Genomic DNA, 12,576 nt, shown 5'->3' with positions numbered 1-12,576 from the left:
TCAGATCCGACGCCGACGACCAAGCTGCGGAATGGCCGTCTGCGGCACGTCCACCCGCTTCACCTGCGTCACTGTACGCACCGCAAGCTGGGCCAACGTCGGGTGGCTGAACACGCTGCGCGCGTCCACCTCCAGCCCGGCCTTGCGCATTCGCGCCACCAGGTTCACCGCCAGCAGGGAATGCCCACCCAATTCGAAGAAGTGGTCGTGGCGTCCTACCCGTTCCAGCCTCAAGACCTCCGCCCAAATACCGGCCATCAATGTTTCCACTTCGCCGACCGGCGCTTCGTAGCCACGGCTAAGCACCGCCGCCAGCCCCGGCTCCGGCAATGCCTTGCGGTCGAGTTTGCCGGCAGGATTGAGGGGCAACACCTCCAACTGCACGAAGGCTGCCGGCACCATGTATTCCGGCAACTGCTCCAGCACGTGCACACGCAGGTCTTCGAGGCTCGGCGCCGGGCCGCGAAGGGTGAAGTACGCGAGCAGACGCTCATCGCGGATCAGCACCGCCACCTCACGCAAGGCCGGATGCGCGAGCAGGCGTGATTCAATTTCTCCCAGTTCCAGGCGCACGCCGCGCAATTTGACCTGGAAGTCGTTGCGCCCGAGGAACTCCAGGTTGCCGTCCGGCAGGTAGCGCACCAGATCCCCCGTGCGATACAGCCGATCGCCGGCCACGAACGGGCTGTCGATAAAGCGCTCGGCCGTCATCTGCGGCAATCCCAGATAACCCCGGGCCACGCCGACACCGCCGATATGCAGCTGGCCGCTGACGCCCATGGGCACCGGCGCATCATATTCGTCCAACACATACAGGCGCGTGTTGTTGATCGCCCGGCCGATCGGCAGTTGCAACGCGGGCACCGGTGCGCCCGGTTCCAGGGTCCAGGCGCTGCTGTCCACCGTGGCTTCAGTGGGGCCGTAGACGTTATGCAGGCGCACCTTGGGCAAGCGCGCCTGTACGCCACGGGCCAGGGCCTCGGTGAGTTCGCCGCCGCCGCACAGCACGTCGGTGAGGCTGGTGCACAGGGCGGACTCTGGCAGTTCGAGGAACTGCTGCAACATCGCCGGTACGAATTTGATCACGCTGATCTGCTGCTCGCGAATCACTTGCGCCAGGTAAGCCGGCTCGCGATGCCCATCAGGCCGCGCAAGGACCAGGCGCATGCCGCTGGCGAGCGGCCAGAACAGCTCCCAGACCGAGCCGTCGAAGCTGAACGGCGCCCGTTGCAACAGCGCACCGCCCTCGGCGTTGGGGCACAGCCGAGAGCCCCAGTGCATGAGGTTGCCCAGGCCACGATGCTCGATCATCACGCCTTTGGGCCTACCGGTGGAGCCGGAGGTGTACATCACGTAAGCCAGGTTGGCGACGGACAGCCCCGGCACCGCCGGGTTGCCATCCGGCGCGTGATGCCAGGCGCAGTGGTCGAAGTCGATCACCGGAATTGCCACCTCCCCCGGCAAGTCGCGGGTGGCCGCGTGAACCAGCAGCGCGACAGGTTGGCTGTCCTGAAGCATGTACGCGAGGCGTTCGCGGGGGTAGCCGGGGTCCAACGGCACATAGGCGCCGCCCGCCTTGAGGATGGCCAACAATCCCACCACCAGGTCCAGGCCGCGTTCGACGCACAGCGCCACGCGAGCGTCCGGCTGCACACCGCGTTCGCGCAGGTGGTAAGCCAGCCGGTTGGCGCGCTCGTTCAGTTCCCGGTAAGTCAGCTGCAACGCCCCGGCCTGCACGGCCACGTCATGGGGAACGCGCCGCGCCTGGGCCTCAAAGAGCGCCTGGACGGTGAGGCTTGCGGGGTAATCAATTGCGGTGGCGTTGAAAGCCTGCAGCAGGGTGTGCAGTTCGCTGGCGGGCAGCACCTGCACCTCACGCAACGGCATGTGCGGGGCGTTTTCCAACCCATCCGCCAGGTTGACCAGGGTGGTTTCCAGGTAGTCCAGCACGCGCTCGGCGCCTACCTTGCGCGGGGCCTTGGCCTTGAGCTGAAAAGCGCCGGGGCTGTCGTCCACGGTGAGCATCAACGGATAACTGAGGACGTCTTCGGCGCTGACCAGAGCAATGCCCGGCACCAGGTTGAAGTCACGCTCGGCGTCGGTGTGCCGGTAATTCAACAGGCTGTTGAACAGCGGCGCCACGCTGCAGCAGCGCTGCGCCAAAGCCAGCGACGCCTGCTCATGGGCGAGCAACTCGCTGAGACGGGCATGGGTGTCGCGCAGCGCATCGGTCACGTTGCGTCCGGCCAGGTGCAGGCGCAGGGGCAGCGTGTTGATGAACATGCCCAAGGCGCGGTCGGCGCCCTCGCCGGCCTGCAAACGGCCGAGCAGGACGGTGCCGAACACCCCGTCATCGCGGCCCGCCACGCGGCTGAGGACCTGGGCCCAGGCCAGGTGAAACAGGCTGGCGGCGCTGACGCCCACACCACGCGCCTGGGCACGCAGGCGCAGCGTGAGGGCGGCGTTCAGGGTGCGGACCGCTTCTTCGGTGTCCGCCCGGTTGGCCTGGCGCGCCTGCACGCCGAAGGCCAGGGTCGGCTCGTCGAGATCCCCCAACTGCTCGCGAAAGAACGCCTCGTGGGCGGCCTGACGTGTCGTTGAACGAGACTGCGCCAGCGCATTGCGGTAAGGCACCGGCACCGGTAATTGCCCCTGTTGGCCGAGCAGATGAGCGCGGATTTCCTGCATCAGAATCGTGGTCGACGTCGCGTCGTTCACCAGGTGATGAAAGCGCAGCCGGGCGACCCATCGCGCGGGTTCTTCGGCATACTCCAGCGCCATCAACGGTGCCTGGCGCAGATCCAGCGGCGCAGCGCCTTCGTTCCAGGGAAGCACGGGCAGGCGCGCCTCGCGCCACACCACCTGCATCGGCTGCTCCAGTGCCTCCCAGGCCAGGCTGGTGCGCAGGATGTCGTGGCGGTCGATCACCTGTTGCAGGGCATGGGCAAAGGCGTCCAGTTGAGCGCGCTGTTCGAAGCTGAACAGCGCCTGTTGCTGGTACGGGTCGTGGTCGTCGGTGAGATGGTGGTAGAGCAAGCCTTCCTGCAACGGCGCCAGGGGGTAGATCTCCTGCACATTGGCCGCACCGCCGGGAATGTCGGCAACGATGCGATCAATACCGGCCTGATCCAGCTCGGCCAGGGCCAGCAGGTCCGGGGTGATATGGCTGCACTGCGCCGGTATGCGATTGGCCGGCACGTCTATGTCGCTGCCGGTACTCACCGCGGCCAGGGCCGCCAGTGTCGGCTGGCCGAACAGCACCTGCACATCTGCGTGCAAGCCGGCCTGGCGCATGCGCTGCACCAGGTGCACCGCCAATAAGGAATGCCCGCCCAGTTCGAAGAAATGATCGTGGCGCCCCACCTGCTCCACCTGCAACAGCTCGGCCCAGATCTGCGCCAGCAGCGTTTCCGCCCCCTCTCGCGGCGCTTCGAACACGCGCGTCACGAACGCCGCCTGGGTCGGCGCCGGCAGGGCCTTGCGGTCGAGCTTGCCGTTGGCAGTCAGGGGCCACGCCTGCAGTGGCATGTACGCCGCTGGCAGCATGTAGTCGGGCAACGAGGCTTGCAGATGGGTGCGCAGGGTGTCGATGGCCACGGCCTGGCGTGGAATGAACCAGGCGAACAATTGCCCCTGGCGAGACAGCACCACGGCCTCCTGAACATCCGGGTGGGTGGCCAGGGCGGCTTCGATTTCACCCAGTTCGATGCGCACGCCACGGATTTTGACCTGGTCATCATTGCGGCCCAGGTACTCAAGCTGGCCCTCGGGCAACCAGCGCGCCAGGTCGCCGGTGCGGTACATGCGCCCCGGCGCGAAGGGGTTGTCGAGAAAGCGTTCGGCGCTCAGGTCCGGACGGTTCAGGTAACCCCGTGCCACGCCTTTGCCGCCGACGTACACCTCCCCCACAACGCCGATGGGCACCGGCCGTTGCTGCGCATCCAACAGGTACACCGTGGTATTTGCGACGGGCGCGCCGATGTGCAACGGCCGGCCCACGTCGACGCGGCCGGAGGTGGCGACTACTGTGGCTTCGGTGGGGCCGTAGTTGTTGATCACCGCAAAGGGTTGCGCACGGGTGAAGCTGCGCAGGCGGTCGCCGCCGATCAACAAGGTATGCAGGGTGGGGTGGACCAGGTCCTGGCTGAAGGCGTATTCGGCCACGGGCGTCGGCAGGAAGCACACGTCCAACGGCTGCGCGCGCCACCAACCGAGCAGCGCATCAATGTCTTCCGCGCCGTCGTGAGCCGGTGGCAGGTGCAAGGTCGCGCCCACGCATAACGCCGGCCAGACCTCCCAGGCCATCGCGTCAAAGCCAAATCCGGCAACGCTGGCGGTATGGCTGCCCGCGTGCAGGTTAAAGGCCTGGCAGTGCCAATCCACCAGGTTGACGACGCTGTGGTGCTCGACCATCACACCTTTAGGCAAGCCGGTGGAGCCGGAGGTGTAAATCACGTAGGCGAGGTTCGACGGTTCGACCCTCACGCCAGGGTTGTTGCCAGGGCGAACAACCGGCCGATCCAGCGCGATCACCGGTATCGCCAACGCCGGCAGGCGTGGCAACAGCGCCTGCTGGGTCAACACCGCCACCGGCGCGCTGTCCTGCAGCAGGTAGTTCAAGCGTTCGGCGGGATGGGCCGGGTCAATCGGCACGTAGCAGGCGCCGGACTTGAGAATCCCCAGCAACCCTGCCAGGGTCTCCAACCCGCGCCGGGCCAGCACAGCCACGCGATCATCCGGGCGAACACCGTGCGCGATCAGTTGATGGGCCAGGGCATTGGCCTGCTGGTTGAGCTGGGCGTAAGTCAGCTGGCGATTCTGGTAAATCGCAGCGACCGCATCCGGCGTGCGTAGTGCCTGGGCTTCGATCCGCCCGTGCAGGGTGTGTGGCTGTGCGTTGGGCCGGACGGTGGCGTTCCACTGTTGCAACTGGGCCTGTTCGGCAGGCGTGAGCAGGGAGAACGCGCCAATCTGCAACGCGCTATTCTCCAGCCCCTGCTCCAGCAATCCGCTCAGCCGCTGCACCAATGCGCGCACGTCGTCGTGCTGGAAGTATGCCTCGTTGTACACGCAATGCAGGCACGCGGTGCCCTGGTGACGGTTACTGCGCAGGTGGATGGCCAACGGCAGCGGTTCGTGGTGGTTGGAAACTTTGATCGCACGGGCCTGGGTGGCGCCATAGCGCAGCTCATGGTCGTCCTGCTCGAAGGACACCGACACGTCAAAGAGTTGGCCGCGCTGCGAACGATGCAAGCCCAGTTCACGGTTCATCTCGCTCAAGGGGAAACGCTGGTGGCGCATATCCTCCTTGAGCCGGTCGCGCACCCCGCGCACCAAGGCACCGAACGGCAACTGTTCATCGAACTGCAACTGCACGGCACTGACCTGGGCAAACAGCCCCACAGTCGCCCGAAACCGCGCGTTGGAGCGGTTGAGTATCGGCAGGCCCACCACCCAATCCTGACGCTGGGCGGTGCGGGTGAAATACACATACAGCGCCGCCAGCAGCACATGAAACGCCGAGGCCTGGTAACGGCTGCCCACCTGTTCCATGCGGGTGAGCAAGGCCATGGGAAAGCCTTGCACCAGGGTGTTGCTGCCGGCCTTGGCGTTGTGCCGGGGCGTGAGCAGCGGCTCCGGTAATACCGGGTATCTGTCCAACCAATAGGCGCGGTCGCGGGCGAAGCGTGCCGAGGCGTGATAGCGCTGGTCGGCGTCGATGAATTCGACATAGGACGGCGCCGGCGGCTCCGGTGGCCGGCCTTGCTCCAGCGCGGTGTACAGGTGCGCCAGGGATTGCAGCATCTGGCCAAAGCCCCAGCCGTCGAGGATCACATGATGGGCCTGGGTGCCGAGGCGGTAGTGGTTGTCGTCGAGTTTGACCAGGAAGAAACGGAACAGCGGCGCACCTTCCATCTGATAAGGCCGGGCCATCTGCGCGTGCATCAAGGCCTGGCTCGCGGCCTCGGGGTCGGGCAGCGCGCTGAAATCGTGCAGTGCCACTTGCGTCGACAACCCAGGGGCAAAGGTTTGTCGAGGCAAGCCGTCGGCGTCACTGTGCAACTGGGTGCGCAGCGCATCGTGCCTGGCCACCAGTTGCTCGACAGCACGCTGAATCAATTCACGGTCCACCGAGCCTTCGAAGTCGACGTAACCGCCGATGTTATACAGCGGCGAATCGCCCGCCCGCAGTTGGTCGAGCCAGATGTCCTGTTGGGCCGCGGTGAGGGGAAAGCTGGCCGGCAGGCTGGGAAAATGCTGCATAAGATCCTTCTCATGGGTATCAGGCACTGGCCGCGCGGGGAGCCCGTCAACGGCGAAATTGCCGGATTTGAGCATTGGAGGTTGCGAGCTGTCTGTCACCCTAAACCCGGACATCCAAACGGATGGATCCGGGTTGACTGAAGGTTCATTGCTGAAACGATTAAAGCCCTGTAGGAAATTGGCTACATCTACTCGCTACCAGCTTTTCAGACGCCGCTTCATTAATAAATATTTATTTTAAATATCAATAACTTACTAACTAATAAATATTTTACATCGCTTTTCGTAGGCGGAATCACCTCTCAGAAACGTCGAATTAATGACGTTGTTTTTATGGCAGGTTGTGTCCCTCGTTTCCGCTACATACGTAGGACAGATCCCCTGGCCAAATGAAATCTAGAGTGCCGACTCTCGTTCATGAGGAACGAATCGCCCCCCACAGGCCCAGGGAGTTCGTTGACGGTTTTCGACATCAAGGATGAGATGGCTATGAGTTTGAAACGCAGCACGGGTAACACGCAGAGCCCGAATTTCTACGCCGAAATGGGCGAGCTGATTGCACACAGCGGCCATGAGGAATTCGCCGCCCACATGTTGCATCTGGTCTGCAAATGGGTGCCGATCCACCTGGTGGACCTCAGTGAATGGACCCTCGACGAGCCGCGCGACCGCGTACTCGATATCAAGCTTCTGGGCAGTGCTGGCCAAAAACAGGACCTGCCGCCGCCCCTGGCCCTGCGCCCGCCGGATGACCACCCGCTGCTGCGGGAAATGCTCGGCATGCAAGACCCGCTGCTGATCCAGATGAATGCCAAACCCGACAGCGCCCATCCTCGGGGTACCTCGCACCAGTGCAATCTGGTGTCACGCCAGGGCAACCGGCGCTGCGTGATTTCATGCTACCGACCGCCGACCCAGCGCGGTTTTTCCCTGGCCGAGTTATCGTTTCTCAAGTGCCTGTCGGACACCCTGTTGCCGCTGATCGAGCGCCACGCGCACGTCCTGCGCCATGCGCCACATGCCCAGGCGGAGCCGGCCCATACGCTGCTTGAGCAATCACGCTTGCAGCGCGAGTTCCACAAGCGCCTGTCCCTCGGCGAGATCAGCCTTTCGGCCCGCGAACAGGAAGTGTGCCTCGGCCTGTTGACCGGCGGCACTGTGCCGCAGATCGCGGAAAAACTCAGCGTGAAAAACAGCTCCATCGAAACCTACCTCAAGCGCGCCGCCGCCAAGCTGGGCGTGAGTGGCCGGCATGGCTTGGCTAAATGGATGGTGGGGGCCTGATGGACACACGCACCGTCGCCAGCATCGGTATGGCCTGCATGCTTGGGGGCTGTTCGCTGATCCCCGAGTACCAGCGGCCCGAGGCACCAATGCCCGCGCAGTATCCCCAGGGTGGGGTCTACCGCCTCGCCCAGGCCGGCAACAGCGATCCGGCGTCGGACTGGCAGCAGCAGTTCCACGACCCGGCGCTGCAACAGCTGATTCGCGATGCCCTGGTCAATAACCGCGACCTGCGGGTGGCTGCGCTGAATGTCGAAGCGTTCCAGGCGCAGTACCGCATCCAGCGGGCCGACCTGTTCCCGGCGGTGTCCGCCACGGGCGCCGGCAAACGCCAGAAGCTGCCGGGGGATGTCACCGGCACGGGCAAGTCCGCGATCACCTCCAGTTACTCCGCCACCCTGGGGCTCAGTGCGTATGAGCTGGACCTGTTTGGCCGCGTGCGCAGCCTCAGTGAACAGGCGATGCTCACCTACCTCGGCACGGAAGAGGCCCGGCGCAGCACACAACTGAGCCTGGTGGCCAACGTCGCCAACGCCTACCTGACCTGGCGCGCCGACCAGGAACTGCTGGCCCTGGCCCAACAGACCCTGGCCGCCAACGACCACAGCCTGCACCTGACCCGCCGCAGCAAAACCGCCGGCAAAGCCTCGGCCCTGGACGTGGTGCAGGCGCGCACCAGCGTCGAAAGTACTCGCGCCAGCGTGGCCCGCTATGCACGCCAGGTGGCCCAGGACCTCAACAACCTCACCCTGCTGGTGGGCAGCCCGGTGGATCAAAGCCTGCCAGCGCGCCCGTTGGCTGACGACCTGGTGGCGCGGCTACCGGCCGGCTTGCCATCGGCCCTGCTGCAACGCCGCCCGGATATCCTCCAGGCCGAGTACCAACTGCGCGCCGCCAACGCCAACATCGGCGCGGCGCGCGCGGCGTTTTTCCCGTCAGTCAGCCTTACCGCCAATGCCGGCAGCACCAGCACCGAACTGTCGGACCTGTTCAAGGGCGGCACCGGCACCTGGACCTTCCAGCCGCAGATCAACCTGCCGATCTTCAACGCCGGCAGCCTGCGCGCCAGCCTGGACTACGCCAAACTGCAAAAAGACATCAGCGTCGCCCAGTATGAGAAGTCCATCCAGACGGCCTTCCAGGAAGTCGCCGACGGCCTGGCCGCACGCCAGACGTTTACCGACCAGCTCAACGCCCAACGCGACTTCGTCGCCGCCAACCAGGCGTATTACGACCTGGCCCAGCACCGCTACCGCAGCGGGGTGGACAGCAACCTCACCTTCCTCGATGCCCAGCGCTCGCTGTTCAGTGCGCAACAGGCGCTGATCGTGGACCGGCTGGCGCAACTGGTGGCGGAGGTGAATTTGTATACCGCACTGGGTGGTGCCTGGGCGCAAATGCCGGCGCTGGCATCGTGGTAAGCCGGTTTGCTCGTTCCGTGGCGAGCTCGCTCGCCACAGCCCCGTGAGGTGAGGCGCTTATTTCAGCGCAATCACCGCCTCTGCCTCGATTTCGATCAACCACTCCGGCAACGAAAGCCCACTGACAATAATCCAGGACGACGGCGGCGGGTTATGGGGGAAGCGCTCACGCAGCGCCTGGGCGATGAGTTCCTGCTGATCACGTGCGGACTCGACGATATACAGCCGCAGCATTACCACATCGGACAAGTCACCCTCGACCTCGGCCAGGATTTTTTCGATATTGTCCAACGCCGTATCGGTTTGCTCGGCAATGCCTGGACCGACCGTACGCTCCTGGGCATCCACACCTACCTGGCCGGAAAGCAGAATACGCCGGCCATCAGGCACTTCGATGGCTTGGCTGAAGCCGTATTGCAAGGAGTTGAATACGCTCTTGGGATTGATGACCTTGGGTTGCATGACGAGTCCTTGTTGTCGGTAGGAGTGCAAGGCTAACGTTAAAAGTCTTACGTCTCCAGGAGAGGACTTTGGGTGATGAAGATGAGCAGGTCCATCGGACCGCCCTTACGCAACTTTCGGGTTGCGTCTGATCAACCTCGCCGCCACCCTTCGCGGGTCGCTGCACATTCAGAGAACGGGTGTGGAAGCCCGAACTCCCATCATGTGGAAGTGATTGGGGCCGCTGCGCAGCCCAACGCGGGACAAGCCCCCTCACCACAGAGGAAGTTCCCCTGTTTGATCTTCAACAGGCCGTGATAAATACGCTGACGCTACCAACCGCCCATCGCCAGGCTGAACGGCGAAAACTCCGCGAACTGCCAGCGCAAGGCCAACGCCGCCGGGCGGCGGACCACGTGGTCCACGGTCACCGTCCAGAGCCGCTGCGCGCCCTCGAAGCGGGCGACTTCAGGGCCGTCGAGGATCAGCGAGGTATGCCCGGCGATCTGCAGCACATCCCCCGTTTCAAAGTCGATAAACAACAGCCCCGCCACCGGGTTGGCCGCCAGGTTGCCCAAGGTGTTGAAGAACAGGTTGCCGGCAAAATCGGGGATGGTCAGCACGTCGCCCTCCACGCGCACGAAGCCGGTATTGCCGCCGCGATGGGAGACGTCCACCGAACGTTCGCCGTCGGCCTCCATGTAGCTGGCGACGAAGAAGGTATCGGCGTTGCGGATCATGCTTTCGGCAGCGGCGTCGAGGCCGTCAAGACGCTCGACCTGGGTGCCGGGTTTACGGGCAATCCCATCGACCGGCCGCAGCTGGATGTATTTGGGGCAATTGCCGTAGGTCTGCACCACGTCGACCGACAGGCCCTCGTGATCGAGCGTGCCGATACGCCCATTCATGCGGTTGCGGCGCCGGGTGTTGAGGTCGATACCCAGCAGGCCCACGGCAGCGCCCTTGTGCAAGGCGGCGCGGGCCGGGTCGCTGGCAGAGGGCAGGCTGTCAATCTGCAACGTATAAGGGTCGGGAGAGTGGACGAACCCCGGCGCGCCTTCAATCAGGGTCGCCCAGGGAATCCCCTGTTCATCCACCACGCCAAGCATCAGGTAGGGCAACAGCGGATAGAAATCCCGATGTTGCTCCGGCAGGTGATCGCGTATCACCTTGGGCCCGACCACCGCCATGCGCTCGGCCACGCCGACCGCTGCTTGTAACTGCCGTTCGCCGGCATGCCAGGGGGATTGTTCAATAGGGTTCATGGTGATCACCTCCAGTGGGTTGCCTCCATGCTGCGCCCCGCCAGCCAAACGCAGAATACCCAGCCCAGGCAATCCACTGTTACGCCAACTGAAATGCCGGATGCTCACGCAGCGCCGCCACGCAATGATCGACAAAACTGCGCACACGCATCGGCCCATGGCGCCCTTCGCCGTACACCACATGCACCGGCAGGGGCGCTGGCTCATAACCCTGCAGGACGCGGCATAACTGGCCGCTGAGCAGATGCTCATGCAGCGGATAGCTCAAGCAACGCACCAGCCCCGCGCCCTGCACCGCCGCATTGATCGTGCCTTGCACCGTGGCGCAACTCAGCCGCGCGCGGGCCTTGAGCTGGCAACCCTGGAACGCCCAATGCACCGGGTCGGCAGTGGCGATCAGGCGATGCCGCTTGAGGTCGTCCGGGTGTCGGGGTTCGCCGTGCGCCGCGAGGTAAGCGGGACTGGCGCAGAGGATCTGCCGCACGTGCCCGACCGGCCGCGCGATCAGTGAGGAGCTGGGCAACTTGCCGACCAGGATCGCCACGTCCAGCCCCTCTTCGTGAAGATTGGGGTAATAGTCGTGGTAGTGGGCGGTGAGCTGCACCGCAGGGTAACGATCCATGTAGCTGGCCAACAGCGGCGCCATCACATAGCGGCTGAACAGCAACGGCATGAACACCCGTAGATTGCCCTGGACCTGTACATGCAAGCCCTTGGCCGAGGCTTCGGCGGCGTCCACGGCGGCCAGCAGCCGCACGCAGTCGGCCATGTAGGCACGGCCCGTGTCGGTAAGGCTGACACCCCGCGTGCTGCGTTGCAGCAACGGTACGCGCAGGCGTGCTTCCAAGCGGGCGATCGCACGCATCAATGTAGGCGCCGAGACCTGGGCTGCACGTGCGGCCGAGGCCAGGCTCGGTTGCTCGGCGAGCGCGGCAAACAGCTGCATATCGCGATAACGCTCCATCAACCGCGCCGCTTCATCGCCGGATTCAAGGCCGTATCCTGGCCCAGGCGATGGCTGAGGAAATCCACAAAGGTGTGGATCTTGGCCGGCACGCGCGCGCTTTTCTGGAACACCACTTGGATCGGCAACGGGGCCGGCTCGAAGTCCTCGAGGACAATTTCCAGCTCACCGGCCGCCACCGCAGCCGCGACCTGATAGGACAGCACCCGCGTCAACCCCCAGCCCAGGCGCGCCAGGTTGATCGCTGCGTTGTTCGCCGAGACCACCAGGCGCGGTTCGATGGGCACCGTCAACGGCTGGCCGGCGTCGACAAACGCCCACTCACTCACCAATCGGCTCGAGGACAGGCCGACGATCTGCGCCGCAGGCAATTGCCCGGGGTGCAGCGGGCGGCCGTGCTGGTCGAGATAGCCGGGCGAGGCGCAGACCACCCGGCGTACCTCGCCCACCTTGATCGCCTGTTGCCCCGGCTCATGCAGATGGCCGATGCGCACAGCCACATCGATACCCTCGTCGGTCAGGTTGACCACCCGATCCACCAGCAAGGCATTGATATTCACCAGCGGAAAACGGTCGAGGTACTCGCCCAGCACCGGCGCCACATACAACTCGCCAAACAGTACCGGTGCGGTCACCGTGAGGTGGCCGCAGGGGATCGAATAACTGCCCGCCGCCGCTTCTTCGGCTTCGTCCAGCTCGGCGAGGATGCGCCGGCAATCTTCGAGATAACGCTGGCCGGCCTCGGTCAGGTGCAGGCTGCGGGTGGTGCGCGCCAGCAGCTGGGTGCCGATGCGCGCTTCCATGGCGGCGATGGCCCGGGTCACGCTGGGGGGCGAGGTGTTCAGGCGGCGCGCTGCGGCGGCAAAGCCCTCCTCCTCGGCCACCGCCAGGAACACCTGCATTTCGTGAAATCGGTCCATCGATGCGCCTCAGCAAC

General features: G+C 64.6%; 7 protein-coding genes. 2 read left to right on the top strand and 5 right to left on the bottom strand.

Annotated features, from left to right (window positions below):
• Entirely contained in the window at positions 1-6,264 is a 6,264-nt protein-coding gene (locus AC07OP_RS12250) for an amino acid adenylation domain-containing protein (protein WP_495101774.1), read from the bottom strand.
• A 489-nt stretch (positions 6,265-6,753) separates the two neighbouring features.
• Here AC07OP_RS12250 and AC07OP_RS12245 point away from each other — a divergent pair, with 489 nt between their 5' ends.
• Both AC07OP_RS12245 and adeC read left to right on the top strand, forming a co-directional pair.
• Positions 6,754-7,548, top strand: coding sequence for a helix-turn-helix transcriptional regulator (locus tag AC07OP_RS12245; RefSeq protein ID WP_141155498.1), 795 nt, complete (start codon positions 6,754-6,756; stop codon positions 7,546-7,548).
• Positions 7,548-8,969, top strand: coding sequence for an AdeC/AdeK/OprM family multidrug efflux complex outer membrane factor (gene adeC / locus AC07OP_RS12240; protein ID WP_495101775.1), 1,422 nt, complete (start codon positions 7,548-7,550; stop codon positions 8,967-8,969). The genes AC07OP_RS12245 and adeC overlap by 1 nt, the downstream gene beginning before the upstream one ends.
• A gap of 57 nt (positions 8,970-9,026) precedes the next feature.
• On the opposite strand, the gene AC07OP_RS12235 is transcribed toward adeC, so the two are convergent.
• From AC07OP_RS12235 to AC07OP_RS12220, 4 genes are all read right to left on the bottom strand, one after another.
• Complete coding sequence (locus AC07OP_RS12235; protein WP_495101776.1) at positions 9,027-9,431, bottom strand: RidA family protein; 405 nt, start codon at positions 9,429-9,431, stop codon at positions 9,027-9,029.
• Between the two features lie 311 nt (positions 9,432-9,742).
• Positions 9,743-10,675 (bottom strand): flavin-nucleotide-binding protein, encoded by a 933-nt coding sequence (locus AC07OP_RS12230; protein WP_495101777.1) that lies wholly within the window; start codon positions 10,673-10,675, stop codon positions 9,743-9,745.
• Positions 10,676-10,754: 79 nt separating this feature from the next.
• Positions 10,755-11,639: a LysR family transcriptional regulator gene (locus AC07OP_RS12225; RefSeq protein WP_495101778.1), complete on the bottom strand. Its 885-nt coding sequence runs from the start codon at positions 11,637-11,639 to the stop codon at positions 10,755-10,757.
• Positions 11,639-12,559, bottom strand: coding sequence for a LysR family transcriptional regulator (locus AC07OP_RS12220; protein WP_495101779.1), 921 nt, complete (start codon positions 12,557-12,559; stop codon positions 11,639-11,641). Before AC07OP_RS12220 ends, AC07OP_RS12225 begins: the two co-directional genes overlap by 1 nt.
• Between the last annotated feature and the right edge of the window lie 17 nt (positions 12,560-12,576).

The organism is Pseudomonas sp. GW821-FHT09D08, from assembly GCF_059416305.1.
Note: the sequence above shows the minus strand (reverse complement) of the source record. Positions and strands in the feature narration are given on the sequence as shown.

What these genes read in the sequence shown, in the direction of transcription:
- AC07OP_RS12230 (WP_495101777.1), bottom strand. Translation starts at nt 10,675, where the DNA reads ATGAACCCTATTGAACAATCCCCCTGGCATGCCGGCGAACGGCAGTTA.
- AC07OP_RS12220 (WP_495101779.1), bottom strand. Translation starts at nt 12,559, where the DNA reads ATGGACCGATTTCACGAAATGCAGGTGTTCCTGGCGGTGGCCGAGGAG.
- adeC (WP_495101775.1), top strand. Translation starts at nt 7,548, where the DNA reads ATGGACACACGCACCGTCGCCAGCATCGGTATGGCCTGCATGCTTGGG.
- AC07OP_RS12235 (WP_495101776.1), bottom strand. Translation starts at nt 9,431, where the DNA reads ATGCAACCCAAGGTCATCAATCCCAAGAGCGTATTCAACTCCTTGCAA.
- AC07OP_RS12245 (WP_141155498.1), top strand. Translation starts at nt 6,754, where the DNA reads ATGAGTTTGAAACGCAGCACGGGTAACACGCAGAGCCCGAATTTCTAC.
- AC07OP_RS12225 (WP_495101778.1), bottom strand. Translation starts at nt 11,639, where the DNA reads ATGGAGCGTTATCGCGATATGCAGCTGTTTGCCGCGCTCGCCGAGCAA.
- AC07OP_RS12250 (WP_495101774.1), bottom strand. Translation starts at nt 6,264, where the DNA reads ATGCAGCATTTTCCCAGCCTGCCGGCCAGCTTTCCCCTCACCGCGGCC.